This is a genomic window from Serratia sp. K1WW1, from assembly GCF_055790865.1.
In genome coordinates this window covers 5,816,750-5,832,570 of sequence record NZ_CM147697.1, presented here as the reverse complement: position 1 = coordinate 5,832,570, position 15,821 = coordinate 5,816,750, and the positions used below count along the sequence as shown (strand labels likewise).

At 55.1% G+C, this 15,821-nt stretch carries 17 protein-coding genes; 4 read left to right on the top strand and 13 right to left on the bottom strand.

The genetic code is table 11. The features are described 5' to 3' along the window. The first annotated feature begins 166 nt into the window (after positions 1-166). Positions 167-1,156: a sulfate ABC transporter substrate-binding protein gene (locus ACX9GU_RS26515; RefSeq protein ID WP_473193394.1), complete on the top strand. Its 990-nt coding sequence runs from the start codon at positions 167-169 to the stop codon at positions 1,154-1,156. Between the two features lie 72 nt (positions 1,157-1,228). Here the strand turns inward: ACX9GU_RS26515 and ACX9GU_RS26510 are convergent, their stop codons facing one another. The 3 genes from ACX9GU_RS26510 to ACX9GU_RS26500 all read right to left on the bottom strand — a co-directional run bounded on the left by ACX9GU_RS26510 (position 1,229) and on the right by ACX9GU_RS26500 (position 3,336). Next, entirely contained in the window at positions 1,229-1,591 is a 363-nt protein-coding gene (locus ACX9GU_RS26510; protein WP_414825512.1) for a hypothetical protein, read from the bottom strand. Positions 1,592-1,853: 262 nt separating this feature from the next. Beyond that, the gene (gene tpiA, locus ACX9GU_RS26505; protein WP_024482884.1) at positions 1,854-2,621 is read right to left on the bottom strand and encodes a triose-phosphate isomerase; all 768 of its coding nucleotides are present in this window, start codon (positions 2,619-2,621) and stop codon (positions 1,854-1,856) included. Positions 2,622-2,748: 127 nt separating this feature from the next. Then, positions 2,749-3,336, bottom strand: coding sequence for a DUF1454 family protein (locus ACX9GU_RS26500; protein ID WP_473193393.1), 588 nt, complete (start codon positions 3,334-3,336; stop codon positions 2,749-2,751). A gap of 195 nt (positions 3,337-3,531) precedes the next feature. Here ACX9GU_RS26500 and ACX9GU_RS26495 point away from each other — a divergent pair, with 195 nt between their 5' ends. Further along, a complete protein-coding gene (locus tag ACX9GU_RS26495) occupies positions 3,532-3,951 on the top strand; it encodes a DUF805 domain-containing protein (protein WP_473193392.1) in 420 nt (139 codons plus the stop codon). A gap of 1 nt (position 3,952) precedes the next feature. On the opposite strand, the gene fpr is transcribed toward ACX9GU_RS26495, so the two are convergent. Beyond that, positions 3,953-4,699, bottom strand: coding sequence for a ferredoxin--NADP(+) reductase (gene fpr, locus ACX9GU_RS26490; RefSeq protein WP_021181881.1), 747 nt, complete (start codon positions 4,697-4,699; stop codon positions 3,953-3,955). A gap of 4 nt (positions 4,700-4,703) precedes the next feature. Next, positions 4,704-5,327, bottom strand: coding sequence for a helix-turn-helix transcriptional regulator (locus ACX9GU_RS26485; protein WP_473193391.1), 624 nt, complete (start codon positions 5,325-5,327; stop codon positions 4,704-4,706). Between the two features lie 308 nt (positions 5,328-5,635). On the opposite strand from ACX9GU_RS26485, the gene emrD reads away from it, so the two are divergent. Then, positions 5,636-6,820, top strand: a complete 1,185-nt coding sequence (gene emrD / locus ACX9GU_RS26480) for a multidrug efflux MFS transporter EmrD (protein ID WP_473193390.1) — start codon at positions 5,636-5,638, stop codon at positions 6,818-6,820. Between the two features lie 32 nt (positions 6,821-6,852). Here emrD and glpX read toward each other — a convergent pair whose 3' ends face one another. From glpX to ACX9GU_RS26465, 3 genes are all read right to left on the bottom strand, one after another. Beyond that, on the bottom strand, positions 6,853-7,863 hold the full coding sequence (glpX, locus tag ACX9GU_RS26475; RefSeq protein ID WP_098929446.1) for a class II fructose-bisphosphatase: 1,011 nt from the start codon (positions 7,861-7,863) through the stop codon (positions 6,853-6,855). A gap of 121 nt (positions 7,864-7,984) precedes the next feature. Continuing rightward, positions 7,985-9,493 carry a glycerol kinase GlpK gene (gene glpK / locus ACX9GU_RS26470; protein WP_115159610.1) on the bottom strand — a complete coding sequence of 503 codons (1,509 nt, stop codon included), beginning with the start codon at positions 9,491-9,493 and terminating at the stop codon, positions 7,985-7,987. A 43-nt stretch (positions 9,494-9,536) separates the two neighbouring features. Continuing rightward, complete coding sequence (locus tag ACX9GU_RS26465; RefSeq protein WP_059199388.1) at positions 9,537-10,382, bottom strand: MIP/aquaporin family protein; 846 nt, start codon at positions 10,380-10,382, stop codon at positions 9,537-9,539. A 521-nt stretch (positions 10,383-10,903) separates the two neighbouring features. Between ACX9GU_RS26465 and zapB the strand changes: the two genes are divergently transcribed. Beyond that, positions 10,904-11,143, top strand: coding sequence for a septal ring assembly protein ZapB (gene zapB, locus ACX9GU_RS26460; protein WP_021181887.1), 240 nt, complete (start codon positions 10,904-10,906; stop codon positions 11,141-11,143). A gap of 54 nt (positions 11,144-11,197) precedes the next feature. Here zapB and rraA read toward each other — a convergent pair whose 3' ends face one another. The 5 genes from rraA to ftsN form a co-directional block, all read right to left on the bottom strand. Beyond that, on the bottom strand, positions 11,198-11,683 hold the full coding sequence (rraA, locus tag ACX9GU_RS26455; RefSeq protein ID WP_021181888.1) for a ribonuclease E activity regulator RraA: 486 nt from the start codon (positions 11,681-11,683) through the stop codon (positions 11,198-11,200). A 104-nt stretch (positions 11,684-11,787) separates the two neighbouring features. Next, the gene (locus tag ACX9GU_RS26450) at positions 11,788-12,705 is read right to left on the bottom strand and encodes a 1,4-dihydroxy-2-naphthoate polyprenyltransferase (protein ID WP_473193389.1); all 918 of its coding nucleotides are present in this window, start codon (positions 12,703-12,705) and stop codon (positions 11,788-11,790) included. Between the two features lie 97 nt (positions 12,706-12,802). After that, positions 12,803-14,137 (bottom strand): HslU--HslV peptidase ATPase subunit, encoded by a 1,335-nt coding sequence (hslU, locus tag ACX9GU_RS26445; RefSeq protein ID WP_473193388.1) that lies wholly within the window; start codon positions 14,135-14,137, stop codon positions 12,803-12,805. A gap of 12 nt (positions 14,138-14,149) precedes the next feature. Then, a complete protein-coding gene (hslV, locus tag ACX9GU_RS26440) occupies positions 14,150-14,680 on the bottom strand; it encodes an ATP-dependent protease subunit HslV (protein ID WP_024482875.1) in 531 nt (176 codons plus the stop codon). Positions 14,681-14,782: 102 nt separating this feature from the next. Continuing rightward, entirely contained in the window at positions 14,783-15,712 is a 930-nt protein-coding gene (gene ftsN / locus ACX9GU_RS26435; protein ID WP_473193387.1) for a cell division protein FtsN, read from the bottom strand. Positions 15,713-15,821: the final 109 nt, after the last annotated feature.

Here is a 15,821-nt window from a genome sequence, read left to right as displayed (position 1 = left end):
CCGCGAAATAGCCTCCTTTGTTGGGGGCTTTTTTTTATCGGTAGCCGCTATATTCCAGAATGGTCTAGTACAACATTTTTTATTCTTTAATTGTGAGGGAAGTTTCTGGCAGGCTTTGATGCTAAATCAACCGCTTGAGGTTGCGTCATTTTCTGGGGGAACGGCAATGCAAAAATGGGGTGTGGGTCTGACTTTACTGCTGTTGGCATCGGGTGCCATGGCGAAAGATATTCAACTGCTGAACGTCTCATACGATCCTACGCGTGAGTTCTACCAGGAATATAACACGGCGTTTGGTAAGTATTGGCAGCAGCAGACTGGCGATAAGGTTACCGTGCGTCAGTCACACGGCGGTTCCGGCAAGCAGGCGACCTCGGTGATTAACGGCATCGAAGCGGATGTGGTCACGCTGGCGTTGGCATACGACGTGGACGCCATTGCCGAACGAGGTCGTATTGATAAAGCGTGGATCAAGCGCCTGCCAGACAACTCGGCACCTTACACCTCGACCATCGTATTCCTGGTGCGTAAGGACAATCCAAAACAGATCCATGATTGGGCTGACCTGGTGAAGCCCGGCGTGTCGGTTATTACACCGAACCCGAAAACCTCTGGCGGTGCCCGTTGGAACTATCTCGCCGCATGGGGCTATGCTCTGCATAAGAACGGTGGCGACCAAGCCAAGGCTCAGGAGTTCGTCAAAGAGCTGTACCGCAATGTGGAAGTGTTGGATTCCGGCGCTCGTGGCGCAACCAATACCTTCGTTGAGCGCGGTATCGGTGATGTGCTGATCGCTTGGGAAAACGAAGCCTTGCTGGCAGAGAAAGAGCTGGGCAAAGACAAGTTTGAAATCATCACCCCGAGCGAATCCATTCTGGCCGAACCGACGGTATCGGTGGTGGATAAGGTCGTTGATAAGCGCGGCACCCGTGACGTGGCCACGGCTTACCTGAAGTATCTGTATTCACCGGAAGGCCAGACCATTGCGGCCAACAACTATTACCGTCCGCGTGATGCAGCCGTTGCAGCCAAATTCGCCGAGCAGTTTCCAAAACTGAAGCTGTTCACCGTGGATGATACTTTTGGCGGCTGGACTGAAGCGCAGAAGGTGCACTTTGCCACCGGCGGGATCTTTGACGAAATCAGCAAGCGCTGATCGCTAATCCACAGCAATAAAAACTGGTTCGCCTGGACCAAAGCCCTGACTGTAAGGTTAGGGCTTTGAACATTATTCATTGCCGATTTCCCTTATTCGTTCAATAACCGGATTAACATCGTTGCTTACGTACTCCATAGTGCTTAGGTAAATAATATTTTCTTTATCAAATCCATTCCGATAGAACTGAAAGCGTAAGCCGGGTGCGCAAACCAATAATTGAGCTTTTTGCTCTATAAGTTTCTCGATGTTTGACTCCGTGTCATCCTGCTCAACAAGCCAGTTGAGATCCTCTTTGTCTAGCCGTTCTTGTAGGGCGGTAATGTATTTGTCTTCCTGGTAAAACCCGAATAAACCTCCACCGGCACCTTGTAACGGTGAGCGACCCAAGGTAGGGCTAGATCTATAAATAAAGTAAATTTTTTTACGTGCCATTATTATCCCCATGAATTATAGATAGTTACTGCGCACCACCTTGAATGATATTGAGATTTATTATCAATATTAACGTGGAAATGCATCTAAAAATCATGGTGTCAGGCCATAAATGTGATCTACAACCACCCTTAATGAATTCCTTTGCGTGTTTTAGGGGATTGTTGCTGACAATTAAAGAGATCAAAAAAACCGGCTGGCGCCGGTTTCATACTATTGGACCCCGGAAAACCGGGGTTTTGTTATTTCAGGCCGGATAAAATCAGGCTTTTTTCGCTTGGGCAGCGGCTTTGACGATCACGGCGAAAGCGTCAGCTTTCAGTGATGCGCCGCCAACCAGCGCGCCGTCGATGTCTGGCTGAGCAAACAGCTCTGCGGCGTTCTTATCGTTCACGGAGCCGCCGTACTGGATGATCACTTCGGCTGCTACCGCAGCATCTTGCTTGGCGATATGGTCACGGATAAATTTGTGCACTGCCTGAGCTTGCGCTGGGGTGGCAGATTTACCGGTACCGATAGCCCACACTGGCTCATAAGCGATGACGGTGCCTTTGAACGCTTCAGCGCCCTGGGTTTTCAGCACGGCGTCGATCTGGCGCGCACAAACTTCTTCGGTTTTACCCGCTTCGTTTTCTGCTTCGGTTTCACCGATGCACAGCACTGGGATCAGGCCAGCGGCTTTCAGCACGGCAAATTTCTCTGCGATCGCTGCGTCGGTTTCTTTGTGATAGGTACGGCGCTCTGAGTGGCCGATGATGATGTATTCAGCACCTACATCTTTGAGCATGGTGGCAGAAACTTCACCGGTGAAGGCGCCAGACAGGTTGATGTCGACGTTCTGTGCGCCCAGAGCGATGCGGCTGCCACCCAGTTCGTGCTTGGCCAGATCCAGATACATGACTGGAGGTGCGATGGCAACGCCACAACCGTCAACGCTGCTCAGTTCTTTACGCAAGGCGGCGATCAGTTCGTTAACCATGTGAACGCTGCCGTTAAGCTTCCAGTTACCCATTACTAATGGATGACGCATGTGTTTTCCTCCAAAAAGGGGACGCGAGAGTCTAAATGACAACTGCCGGACAGGCAGTTTACCTGCCCAACAGTATAGAGATGAATCAGTGCAAAGGCTTTGCTTTTTGTCATTAATTGCTGGGGTATCAGGGTTCAGATAGCGTTAGCTTAATCGGTTCAACGGCGAAGGTTACCCCCTTATCGCCGTTATCTGCCACCACATAGCGTATTGCCCCGACCTGTTGCTGGTAGAAGTAGGAGCCTTTGCCTTTTTCCAGCAGGTTGTTCACCTTGATGATGCTTTCTTCCACGGTGAGTGCCGGTTCAAACTGGCGGCTCAGGGCCGCCATGTAGTTTACCGCGATGGCTTTGGCCGCTTTTTCTTCGCCATCCTGCAACAGCAAATGGGTAATTTGCATGGTTTTAATCTTACCGGTGCCCTTTTCCAGCGCGGTAGAGGCGTACAGGTTTTCGTTAATCTTACTGGCCGCGCGGGTCAGCAAAGGAGAGTCATCCTCTCTGGAGGGGACGACGCGAAACTCACCAATCGGCAACGTTGGGTTGTCGCGGTTGTACTTTTCGCGAAATTGTACCACCGTCAGATCGAAGGTGGGCGCGCCAGCCAGCAAGTAGGGGGCGTTCGTCGGGGCTTCGGTAGGCGTATCCGTTGGGTCGGCCCAAGCACTGCCGATGGGGGAGCACAGGCAGGCTATAACGATGATTTTTTTCAGCATGGTATACGGCATCGGTAACAAAGATGACTCCGATTAAAACGATAACCCGGGGGAATTGTCAAAAATTCCGCGTGATTGTCGTTTGCTGACGTAAGGCGGTGCGATGGTCTGCGCTTTGCCGGGGCTAGCTCAACCCGGTATGGCCTATGTTACACTGCGGCGCAGAATATGGGCAGGCCAAGAGTGCATGAATCGATGAGCTTACAGCAATGGTGTTTTTCCTTTAAGGGCCGCATTGGGCGGCGCGACTTCTGGATCTGGATGGCTGTCTGGGTGGTGCTGATGGCGGTGGCTTTTCTGCTTGCCAACTACGAGGTGGTAGCGATCCAGACCATCGCCTTTTGCATTGTGGCGCTGCTGTGGCCAACGGCGGCGGTGCTGGTCAAGCGCCTGCACGATCGGAATAAAAAGGGCTGGTGGGCGTTGCTGTTGATCCTGGCGTGGATATTGGCGGCCGGTAACTGGCAGATGTTGGCACCGGTCTGGCAGTGGGGCGTGGGGCGTTTTATTCCGACGCTGATTGTGGTGATGATGGCGATCGATCTGGGGGCTTTTCTTGGCACTCCTGGGGATAACCGATTCGGGCCAGAGGCCGAACCGGTAAAATTCCGCTGAACTACCAGTAATGCTCGCTGGTGATATGGCCCGGCTTGCGGCGCAGATGTTTGCGCATCTGGTACTTCTCTTTCAGCGTTTGCTGGGTATCTCGCACCATTTGCGGGTTGCCGCACAGCATCACATGGCTGGTTTCGGCATCCAGGGTCAAACCAACTGCCGCTTCCAGCCGCCCGTCCTCCAGCAGAGCCGGAACGCGCCCGGTCAATGAGCCAGCCACCTCTTCGCGGCTGACCACGGTTTGAATGCGTAGTTTGCCGTTAAAACGCTGTTGCAGCTGCTGCATCAGCGGCAGGTAGCTGAGATCCCGGGCAAATCGTGCGGCGTGCACCAGTACCAGGTTGTTGAAGCGATCCAGATCCTTGCCTTCTTGCAGGATCGACAGATAAGGGCCGATGGCGGTGCCGGTCGCCAGCATCCATAAGGTGTCGCAGTCTGGTACTTCTTCGAGCACAAAGAATCCGGCGGCTTCTTTGGTGACCATCACCTCCGCTCCGGGCTGCAACTGATGGAGGCTTGGGCTGAGTTTTCCTTCCGGCACTGTGACCAGATAAAACTCCAGGTTAGGATCGCTGGGGGCATTAACGTAAGAATAGGCGCGCTGAACGCGCTCGCCGTCTATTTCCAGTGACAGCTTGGCAAACTGCCCGGCGGTGAAACTGTCGATCGGGGCATTGACGGTGATGCTGAACAAGCCATCGGTCCAATGTTGTACCCCTGTCACTTTGCCATTAACCCATTCAGCCATACTTTTAACGCTCCCGTGGTCGGATCAAATAAGCACAATGTCGTGAGCCGGAGATGGCATGCGCGGTACGTTCTATCCGGTAGCTTTTACCTAACAGGCGATGGAACAGCTGCAGTTCGGAGTTGCACAGGTTGCTGCAAGTATGGGCCGCCACGCCGATCGGACAGTGGTTTTCCACCAGCAACATCCCCTGGGGGCTTTCCAAGAGTTCCGCCATATAGCCATCGCGCTGGCGCAGGCTAACCAGGCGGTTGAGCCTGCCGAGATGGTTGTCTTCCTCTGCCAGCTCATCGGCATACCGGTGATAAAGTTTATCTTCCCGTGCACGGATCAGCTTATCTATGCCCTCGGCACCGAACAGCTCATGTGCAGACTCCAGCAGGATAGCCGAAAGCCGATCGTGCCCGTCGGCAAACTGGGCATGGCCCTGCTGGGTCAGCGACCAGTAACGCGTCGGGCGGCCTACTTTGGCGCGCGTTTCCTCGTAGCAAACCAGCTCACGTTGTTCAAGGGATTGCAGATGCTGCCGGATCCCCATCGGCGTGATTTCCAGCCGCTCTGCCAGCATTTTGGCAGAATGAGGACCCAAGGTTTTTAACTGCAATAAAATCAGCTCTGGTGTTTTCATAAAACCCAAATCCCTGTGGCGGTATCTTATTTCAAGTTGATGGAAATAATTATCGATTAAGTGCTAAAGCCAGACCCCTGCAAGTTTATCATTTTTAACTCTTTCCCGTTATGCCTACTGATACGTACAGTTTCATTTACGAGACTGGTAGCGATAGGTGCCAGTGTGATGGCGATCTATATTTGCCTGAAACTCGCTAAAAAAATCAGATTTGTTAGCTTATGCGTCGCTGAGAAGCTGCTCTGTGGTTCCCCCTGGGGTATTGGGCGGGGTTGAGTGTCGCAATACTGAATAAGTTTATGAAGATAATGAGAAAAGTTGAGAACTTCCACCTGCTGGTGATGCTGATCCTGCTGGTTGCCGTCGGTCAGATGGCACAAACCATTTATGTACCTATTATCGCCGATATTGCCCGCGATCTCTCTGTGCCCTCCGGCTCCGTGCAGCGCGTTATGGCGGCTTATCTGTTGACCTACGGCTTCTCGCAATTGATCTACGGGCCGCTTTCCGATCGCATTGGCCGCCGTCCGGTGATCCTGGCTGGCATGATGATTTTCCTGCTCGGTGCCTTGGGCGCTTTGCTGGCCAACAGCCTATCGATGTTGGTGGCTGCCAGCGCGGTTCAAGGTATGGGCACCGGCGTGGCGGGCGTGATGGCCAGAACCATGCCGCGCGATCTGTATGCGGGGACGTCCCTGCGATATGCCAATAGCCTGCTGAATATGGGCATTCTGGTCAGCCCGCTGTTGGCTCCGGTGATTGGTGGGGGATTGGCGATGATGTTTGGCTGGCGGGCTTGTTATGGCTTCCTGCTGATGCTGTGCGCCAGTGTCGCGTTTGCCATGTTCCGCTGGTTGCCGGAAACCCGGCCGCAGCAGACGGAAAAACGCCGTATGTTCTCCAGCTTCCGCCAACTGCTGGCGGACGGCACTTTCAGCTGCTATCTGGTGATGTTGATCGGCGCTCTGGCCGGGATTGCCGTTTTTGAAGCCAGCTGTGGCGTGTTGATGGGGGGAGTATTGGGCCTGAGCGGTTTGACCGTCAGTATCCTGTTTATCCTGCCGATCCCGGCGGCGTTCTTTGGTGCCTGGTATGCCGGGCGTGACGGAAAAACCTTCCACAGCCTGATGTGGCATTCGGTGATCAGCTGCCTGTTGGCCGGGCTGATGATGTGGATCCCTGGCTGGTTCGGGGTGATGAATATCTGGACGCTGATCGTGCCTGCGGCGTTGTTCTTCTTCGGTGCCGGGATGCTATTCCCCTTGGCGACCACAGGTGCGATGGAGCCGTTCCCTTATCTGGCCGGGGCGGCGGGTGCCCTCGTAGGCGGGATGCAGAATATGGGGTCTGGCCTGGCAACCTGGCTGTCAGCCATGCTGCCGCAAACCGGGCAGTTCAGCCTTGGCTTGCTGATGTTTGCCATGGCGTTGCTGATTTTGCTGTGCTGGTGGCCGCTATCGAGCCGCATGCAGCATCAGGGACATACCGCCTGATAGAGACGGGGCGCGCTCTGCGCCCCTAAGCATTAAAGCAGGAATTCGTGCAGCGCTGCGTCTTTACGATCCAGATAGTGGGTCGAACGGATGCGGCGGATAGTGCGCGATTTGCCCCGGATCAACAGGGTTTCGGTGGTGGCCATATTGCCTTTGCGGCTGATGCCCTCCAGCAGATCGCCCTTGGTGATCCCGGTCGCGGCAAAGATCACGTTATCGTTGCGCGCCATTTCATCCAGCACCAACACCTTACCGGCTTCGATGCCCATTTCTTTACAGCGGGCCAACTCCTGCTCGCCGATACGGCGATTATCTTCGTTATCCCCTTTGACCTGATGACGAGCCAGCAGGCGGGCTTGCATATCGCCATCCAGCGCACGGATCACCGCAGCGGAAATCACGCCTTCCGGTGCGCCACCGATGCCGTACATCACATCCACTTCGCTTTCCGGCATACAGGTCAGGATCGACGCGGCGACATCACCGTCGGGAATCGCGAAAACCTTCACCCCGAGCTGCTGCATTTCTGCGATCACCGCATCGTGGCGCGGTTTAGCCAACGTGATCACCGTCAGCTCCGTCAGTGGCTTGCCTAGGCGGGCCGCGATGTTGTTCAGGTTGGTGGCGAGTGGCAAGTTGAGATCGATCACTCCACGCGCCTGCGGGCCGACGACCAGTTTTTCCATGTACATATCAGGAGCGTGCAGGAAGGTGCCGCGATCGCCTACCGCCAGGACCGCCAGTGCATTGGATTGCCCCATTGCGGTCATGCGCGTGCCTTCGATGGGATCGACGGCGATATCCACCGCATCGCCCAGTCCGGTGCCGACGTTTTCGCCGATATACAGCATCGGGGCTTCATCAATCTCACCTTCACCGATCACGATCCGGCCATCGATATCCACTCTGTTGAGCATAATGCGCATGGCATTGACGGCGGCACCGTCGGCGGCGTTTTTGTCACCACGCCCCAACCATTTATAACCCGCAAGAGCGGCGGCTTCGGTAACGCGGGAAAATTCGATGGCTAATTCACGTTTCATGGCAAACCTGTCAGTGAGAAAAGGGAAGAAAATATCGGCAAAGTTTACCACAGGGGGGAGGCGGCAGGGCGAGGCAAAAAAAACGCTGCCCGAAGGCAGCGCTGTGGCAGGGTAAACCGAATCAGTCGTGATCTTCCCAGGCTTGTGCACGAGCCACGGCCTTTTTCCAGCCGCTGTAACGGAAATTACGCTCGGTAGTTTCGATACCCGGACGGAATTCACGCTCGATGTTGGCTTTGCTCTTCACCTCATCCAGATCGCTCCAGTAGCCAATCGCCAGCCCGGCCAGATAGGCTGCGCCCAACGCCGTCACTTCACGCACCTCAGGACGCTCGACACGGGTGCCGAGGATATCGGACTGGAACTGCATCAGGAAGTTGTTGGCTACGGCACCACCGTCCACACGCAGCGATTGCAGGCGGGTATTGGCATCGGCCTGCATGGCATCCAGCACGTCGCGGGTCTGGTAGGCGATAGACTCCAGCGTGGCGCGGATGATGTGGTTGCTGTTGACGCCGCGGGTCAGGCCGAAGATGGCGCCACGGGCATACGGGTCCCAGTAGGGGGCACCCAGGCCAGTAAAGGCGGGCACTACGTAGACGCCATTGCTGTCTTTGACCTTGGTGGCGAAGTATTCGGAGTCGGCGGCATCGCTGATCAGTTTCAGCTCGTCGCGTAGCCACTGGATAGAGGCCCCACCAATAAACACCGCACCTTCCAGCGCATAGTTCACTTCCCCGCGTGGGCCGCAGGCGATGGTAGTCAGCAGGCCGTGGCTTGAGCGTACTGCCTCTTTGCCGGTATTCATCAACAGGAAGCAGCCGGTGCCGTAGGTGTTTTTCGCCATACCCGGCTGGACGCAGAGTTGACCATACAGCGCCGCCTGCTGGTCACCGGCGATCCCGGCGATAGGAATACGCGTCCCGCCTTTACCCCCGATGTTGGTCTGGCCATACACTTCGGAAGAAGGACGGACTTCTGGCAGCATGGCGCGTGGGATATCCAGCGCTTCCAGCATACGATCGTCCCAATCCAGCTCATGGATGTTGAACATCATGGTACGCGAGGCGTTGGTGTAGTCGGTCACGTGAACCCGCCCTTGGGTCATCTTCCACACCAACCAGGTGTCGACGGTACCGAACAGCAGTTCACCGCGCTTGGCACGTTCGCGCGCGCCTTCGACGTGGTCGAGGATCCATTTGACCTTGGTACCCGAGAAGTAAGGGTCAACCACCAGGCCGGTATTGTGGCGGATATACTCTTCCAGGCCATCACGCTTGAGTTTTTCACAGATGTCGGCGGTGCGACGGCACTGCCAGACGATCGCGTTATAAATCGGCTTCCCGGTCTCTTTTTCCCAGACGATGGTGGTTTCACGCTGGTTGGTAATGCCGATCCCGGCGATTTGGTCAGAACTGATATCGGCCTTGGCCAGCACTTCAACCAAGGTGGAACTTTGTGAGGACCAGATTTCCATCGGGTCGTGCTCTACCCAGCCGGCCTTCGGGTAGATCTGCGTAAATTCACGCTGTGAAACCGCAACAATATTGGCATCGTGATCGAGCACTACGGCACGTGAACTGGTGGTTCCCTGGTCGAGGGCGACAATGTATTTTTTTTCGGTTGTCATAATTTTGAGTCCTACTGTGGTTAACCGTTTAAAGCCGTGCCAATCACGCTTTACGTTGTTCTGGTTTAGGGGCGGGTTGCTCTTCCTCGAAGCAAACGTCACAAGGCAGATGGCGGCCGATCAGCGCGCGATAACCAAAGGCGCCCAAACCTGCACCGACGATAGGGCCGAAGATAGGCACCAGGAAGTAAGGGATGTCGCGAGCGCCGGTGAAAGCTACGTTGCCCCAGCCTGCCAGATAGGCGAACACTTTCGGGCCAAAGTCACGCGCCGGGTTCAGTGCAAAGCCGGTTAATGGTCCCATAGAGGCACCGATGACGGCAATCAGAATACCGATCAACAGCGGTGCCAACGGGCCACGTGGGATGCCGTTGCCGTCGTCGGTCAGCGCCAGGATCAGGCACATCAGGATGGCGGTGATCACGGTTTCTACCAGGAAGGCCTGGCCAACGGAGATATGCGCGTTGGGATACGTCGAGAAAATGCCGGCCAATTCGAGGCTTTCGTTGCTGCCGCGTACCATCTGGTGGGCGGCTTCAAAATCGAAGAACAGACTGTAATACAGCCCGTAGACCAGTGCTGCCGCGCAAAAGGCCCCCGCAATCTGCGCAACGATGTAAGGGAGTACTTTGCGTCCATCAAAGCAGGCGAACAGCCACAGCGCGAGTGTGACGGCCGGGTTCAGGTGAGCACCGGAAATGGCGGCGGTCAGATAGATGGCCATCGCCACCCCCAGGCCCCAAATGATGCTGATTTCCCATTGGCCGAAGCTGGCACCTGCCAGTTTCAGCGCTGCAACACAGCCTACACCAAAGAAAATCAACAGACCGGTGCCGAGGAATTCAGCGATGCACTGGCCTTTTAAGGTCGGACTGATGGTTTGGCTCATAATATTATTGTCCTGCAGACGACGGTTATAGGTTATCTAGGCTTGGCGCGTTGGCGTTTTGGCCTTGAGCTACAGAGTTTTTCTTCACGTCCTCTTATCGGTTGAGGATGTGATGTAAATTTATCGTTAACGAGCATAAACGAGAAATAGCGAAATCAAAATGTGTGTACTTCGTCATAAAATTGAGCGAATTCGCGTTGTTCGGTGTTCTTTCTGCGCCATAAAACGGTGATCTGACCAGTTATTTTGTCTCTATTTGTTAACAACCCTGCCGTTTGGCTGCGGCGACTTTCAGCTTTGACCGATAGCCAGGGTAGGAAAATTGCAACAGAGTGCGCGTTGGGTCGGTATGTTGCTAGACACTGGGGGGCTGGCTACTTACAATCGTTTTTATTGCGGGAAAGGTTTTATCGAAACAGGCGCTGGGCCTGTTGGTTACGCGAGCATATTCGCAGTCGCTGCAGCCAAGGTTGCGGCGCTACTTATGGATGTACGCCTTGCTATCATGAGGGGACTGAAGAATGTCATTTGAAGTATTTGAAAAACTGGAAGCAAAAGTTCAGCAGGCGATCGATACCATCACGCTGTTGCAGATGGAAATTGAAGAGCTGAAAGAGAAAAACAATTCCCTGTCTCAGGAAGTTCAGAGCGCTGCGGGTAACCACGAGTCACTGGTGCGTGAAAACCAGCAGCTGAAAGAAGAGCAGCACGTGTGGCAAGATCGCCTGCGCGCATTGCTGGGTAAAATGGAAGAAGTCTGATCCATTAGCACCAACGAAAAGGGCGCCTCAGGCGCCCTTTGTCATTTTCTGCGGTTACTCGATATCGAGCGGATCTTCAGAAAGGATGATGCCGGTGTTGTCGGCATACAGATGATCGCCAGAGAAGAAGGTCACACCGCCAAAATTAACGCGGATATCACTTTCGCCTATCGCTTCGCTGGTGGCGCCTACCGGGATTGCTGCCATCGCCTGAATGCCGATGTCCAGTTCTTCCAGATCGTCCACCTGGCGCACCGCACCGTAAACCACGATGCCTTCCCATTCGTTCTGAGTCGCCAGACGGGCCAGCTCCGCGTCGATCAGGGCACGGCGTACCGAGCCGCCGCCGTCGATCACTAACACGCGGCCACGGCCGTTTTCTTCGAGCAGTTCAAACAGCAGGCCGTTATCCTCGAAGCATTTCACCGTAGTGATTTGCCCGCCAAATGAAGTACGCCCGCCAAAGTTGGAGAACAGAGGCTCAACTACGTTGACCTCTTCCTGATAGATATCGCAAAGTTCGGAAGTATCGTATTTCATAGGATTTTACGTCTGTTTGCCGCTGGAATAACCAGTATATCCCTTTATTCGCCCCGTTGGCAAAATCATCAGTGCCAGGATGCGTTCTGGTACGCAAGTCTCAACTAACTGAGCACCACGCCAATCGCAAACAGCACGTTGGCGAGCAAGGCGGTCTTGACCATATGTTCCAGCATCGGACGCATACCGACGGCCGTAGGGTCACGTAAGACACGCATTCCGTGGCGATACAGAAACGGGATAGCCAGCACGAACAGCCAGCCCCATAGGCTGTGCAGGTTAAGCAGGGTAAACAGAGCAAAGCAGACCACGGCGGCGATCAGCAGCGCTGCGTGGTAATAGCGCGCATTCTGTGGGCCAAGGCGGACGGCCAGGGTATTTTTGCCGTTAGCGCGGTCACTTTCGATATCGCGCAGATTATTGATGTTCAACACCGCCGCCGCGAGCAGACCACAGGCGGTGGCTGGCAACATTACGACGCTATCGAAAGTGTGAGTCTGTAGATAGTAAGTGCCTGCCACGCTGAGCCAGCCGAAAAACACCAATACCGAAATATCGCCCAGCCCCAGATAACCGTAAGGTTTGGTGCCCACGGTGTAGGTAATGGCCGCCACAATCGCTAGCCCGCCCAGCACCAGGAAGCCCACCACATCGCTGGGTTTTTCACAGGCGACGGCGATTAACCAGCAACCGGAAATGGCGATCAGCACCACCGTCAGCATCAAGGCCCGTTTCATCTGGCTTTGGGTGATCATGCCCTTTTGCATGCCGCGCAACGGACCGATACGGTCTTCTTTATCGCTGCCTTTTACCGCATCACCGTAATCGTTGGCCAGGTTGGAGAGGATCTGCAGCAGACCTGCGGTCAGCAGAGCCAACAGCGCCACGCCGGGCTTCAGGCTGCCCTGCCAGGCGGCGATCGCCGAACCGACAACGATGGAGGCAAAGGCCAATGGCAGGGTTCGTGGTCGTAAACTTTCCAGCCAGGCTCTGGCCGGGGTGGTGGTGGTTGATGAGCTCATATTTCGCTTCAGTAAGTCAAAAGACGGTGTCCGCTAAAAATAAATGTGGGAGGCAATGCCTCCCACAAAGATAACTGACAGGACAGTGATAGAGCGATTATAGGATAAAACGACTCAGATCTTCATCCGCTACCAGTTCATCCAGATGATTGCGCACGTATTCGGCGTCAATTGTAATGGATTGGCCGCCAATTTCACTCGCATCGTACGAAATATCTTCCATCAGACGCTCCAGCACGGTATGCAAACGACGTGCGCCGATGTTTTCGGTGCTTTCGTTAACCTGCCAGGCGGCTTCAGCGATGCGGCGGATACCGTCAGCGGTGAAGTCGATGGTGACGCCTTCGGTGGCCATCAACGCTTTGTACTGCTCGGTAAGCGACGCGCTTGGCTCGGTCAGGATACGTTCAAAATCTTCCGTGGTCAGCGCTTGCAGCTCAACGCGGATTGGCAGGCGGCCTTGCAGTTCCGGGATCAGGTCGGAGGGGCTGGCAGTCTGGAACGCGCCGGAGGCGATAAACAGAATGTGATCGGTTTTCACCATGCCGTGCTTGGTTGATACCGTACAGCCTTCCACCAACGGCAGCAGGTCGCGCTGGACGCCCTCGCGGGACACGTCCGGGCCTGAACTCTGGCCGCTGCGCTTACAGATTTTGTCGATCTCATCGATAAACACGATACCGTGCTGCTCAACGGCTTCCACCGCCTGCTCTTTCAGCTCTTCCGGGTTTACCAGCTTGGCCGCTTCTTCTTCGATCAGTAGCTTGAAGGCTTCCTTGATCTTCACTTTACGCGGTTTCTGCTTCTGCCCACCGAGGTTCTGGAACATCGATTGCAGCTGGTTGGTCATCTCTTCCATACCCGGAGGAGCCATGATTTCCACGCCCATCGGGGCCGCAGCCAGATCGATTTCGATTTCTTTATCGTCCAGCTGACCTTCACGCAGTTTCTTGCGGAATGCCTGGCGAGCGGCAGAAGGTTCATTCTGCTCTTCTGCCTGGCCCCAGTTGTTCTTGGCCGGTGGGATCAGCACGTCAAGAATGCGTTCTTCTGCCATCTCTTCCGCACGGGTGCGGTTTTTCTCGATCGATTGCAGACGCACCATTTTCACGGCGGCATCGGTCAGATCGCGGATGATAGAGTCCACTTCTTTACCCACATAGCCCACTTCGGTGAACTTGGTGGCTTCTACCTTGATGAAGGGTGCGTTGGCCAGTTTAGCCAGACGACGGGCGATCTCGGTTTTACCGACGCCAGTTGGGCCAATCATCAGAATATTTTTTGGGGTCACTTCGTGACGCAGCATCTCGTTGAGCTGCATCCGGCGCCAGCGGTTGCGCAGGGCAATGGCGACAGCGCGTTTGGCTTTGTTTTGGCCAATGATGTAGCTGTCCAGTTCGCTGACGATCTCGCGCGGGGTCATTTCAGACATGGTATTCGATCCTTACGCTTTGGAAGGCAATTCTTCAATGGTGTGACAATGGTTGGTGTAAATACAGATGTCGCCAGCGATGGTCAGGGATTTCTCCACGATTTCGCGGGCGCTCATTTCGGTATTTTCCAACAGCGCGCGTGCGGCCGACTGGGCATAAGGGCCACCGGAGCCGATCGCAATCAAATCATTTTCTGGCTGGATCACGTCACCGTTACCGGTGATGATCAGCGAGGCATTCTCATCGGCTACAGCCAGCAGGGCTTCCAGCTTGCGCAGCATACGGTCGGTACGCCAGTCTTTTGCCAGCTCCACGGCCGCTTTCACCAGATGGCCCTGGTGCATCTCCAGCTTGCGCTCGAACAGTTCGAACAGGGTGAAAGCATCAGCGGTACCCCCGGCGAAACCGGCAATCACTTTATCGTTATACAGGCGACGGACTTTTTTGACGTTGCCCTTCATTACCGTGTTGCCCAGTGTGGCCTGGCCATCGCCACCGATCACTACCTGGCCGTTGCGGCGTACGCTTACAATTGTTGTCACGAGCAGACCCTCGTTGCGGACGGAAAGAAGTCCCCGCAGCCTCTGCGTTGGCAGAGACTACGAGGCATATTGAGACTATAGATGGGGGGAGATTGACGCTTTTCAACCCCCGACGGAGAGGGGAATGCAACTTGACATGCCAATGCCCTTCAGGCGCGACAGGGTTTTGTCTGCGGCGGCGCGGCTGCTGTATGGGCCGAGCATCACACGATTCCAGCCACCGCCTGCGGTGACCCGGCTTTCAACCCCTTCAAACGCCAGCTGTGCCCGTACCGACTCGGCCTGATCGGCTGCGCGGAACGAACCACATTGCACCATCCACTTCTGCTTCGACTCAGGTTTGGTTTCCGGCTTGGCCGCTTCCGTTTTTACTTCTTGTTTCACTTCTGGCTGACGGGTCTGCACTGGCGGAGTTACGGCCTGTGGTTTTGGTTGCTGTACCTGCGGCTTCGGCTGCTGTACCGGTTGCTGCTGCACAGGTGCTGCGCCGTTGTTGAACGGGTTGCGAGGCTGAGTGGTCTGCTGTTGCTGCACCGGTGGCGCTATCTGCTGCTGTACCGGCGGTTGTGCCTGTTGTGGCCGCCCACCGTTACGCAGCTGTGAAGGATCGTTGTAAGGTACCTCAGACAGCTGCGTTGGGCGCTGCTGCATATCGGCCTGCATCTGCTCCAGCAATTGGCGTTGTTCGTCGGTCAACTGAGTTTTGGAGTTGACCTCTCCCCCGGCCGTTGGCTCGGTAGGTGTCTTGACGCCGATCTGGCGGTTCTCCAACTCTTTGATGTAACGCCAACGCTCTTCCGGCTTCGGTGGCAGACCGTTGCCCGGGCGTGTGCCATGCGTAGGCAACATCGGCGTTTCATCCGGTTTGTTGTGGGTAATGAAATAAAGACCACCGATAAAGACAACCAGAATGGCGACGGCAAGCGCCACCACGGTTTTGGATACCTTTGGAGAACTGCGTTTTTTACGGCTGGGGGTCTTGCGCCGCGCTGCTCCTGAGCGCCCGCGGCCTACATAGTCTCTCTGTGCCACTATAATTCCGCTGTGTCGTGATGAGGTTAAAACCTATCCTCTAGCTATTTTATCGGCCATTTTGCATCAGCTTACTGCCCTGTAGGTGTAGGCAGGCTCCGGGGAGCGG

What these genes read in the sequence shown, in the direction of transcription:
- hslU (WP_473193388.1), bottom strand. Translation starts at nt 14,137, where the DNA reads ATGTCTGAAATGACCCCGCGCGAGATCGTCAGCGAACTGGACAGCTAC.
- glpK (WP_115159610.1), bottom strand. Translation starts at nt 9,493, where the DNA reads ATGACAACCGAAAAAAAATACATTGTCGCCCTCGACCAGGGAACCACC.
- ACX9GU_RS26485 (WP_473193391.1), bottom strand. Translation starts at nt 5,327, where the DNA reads ATGAAAACACCAGAGCTGATTTTATTGCAGTTAAAAACCTTGGGTCCT.
- ACX9GU_RS26500 (WP_473193393.1), bottom strand. Translation starts at nt 3,336, where the DNA reads ATGCTGAAAAAAATCATCGTTATAGCCTGCCTGTGCTCCCCCATCGGC.
- ACX9GU_RS26510 (WP_414825512.1), bottom strand. Translation starts at nt 1,591, where the DNA reads ATGGCACGTAAAAAAATTTACTTTATTTATAGATCTAGCCCTACCTTG.
- ACX9GU_RS26465 (WP_059199388.1), bottom strand. Translation starts at nt 10,382, where the DNA reads ATGAGCCAAACCATCAGTCCGACCTTAAAAGGCCAGTGCATCGCTGAA.
- ACX9GU_RS26450 (WP_473193389.1), bottom strand. Translation starts at nt 12,705, where the DNA reads ATGAGCTCATCAACCACCACCACCCCGGCCAGAGCCTGGCTGGAAAGT.
- emrD (WP_473193390.1), top strand. Translation starts at nt 5,636, where the DNA reads ATGAGAAAAGTTGAGAACTTCCACCTGCTGGTGATGCTGATCCTGCTG.
- tpiA (WP_024482884.1), bottom strand. Translation starts at nt 2,621, where the DNA reads ATGCGTCATCCATTAGTAATGGGTAACTGGAAGCTTAACGGCAGCGTT.
- fpr (WP_021181881.1), bottom strand. Translation starts at nt 4,699, where the DNA reads ATGGCTGAATGGGTTAATGGCAAAGTGACAGGGGTACAACATTGGACC.
- glpX (WP_098929446.1), bottom strand. Translation starts at nt 7,863, where the DNA reads ATGAAACGTGAATTAGCCATCGAATTTTCCCGCGTTACCGAAGCCGCC.
- rraA (WP_021181888.1), bottom strand. Translation starts at nt 11,683, where the DNA reads ATGAAATACGATACTTCCGAACTTTGCGATATCTATCAGGAAGAGGTC.
- ACX9GU_RS26515 (WP_473193394.1), top strand. Translation starts at nt 167, where the DNA reads ATGCAAAAATGGGGTGTGGGTCTGACTTTACTGCTGTTGGCATCGGGT.
- zapB (WP_021181887.1), top strand. Translation starts at nt 10,904, where the DNA reads ATGTCATTTGAAGTATTTGAAAAACTGGAAGCAAAAGTTCAGCAGGCG.
- ACX9GU_RS26495 (WP_473193392.1), top strand. Translation starts at nt 3,532, where the DNA reads ATGAGCTTACAGCAATGGTGTTTTTCCTTTAAGGGCCGCATTGGGCGG.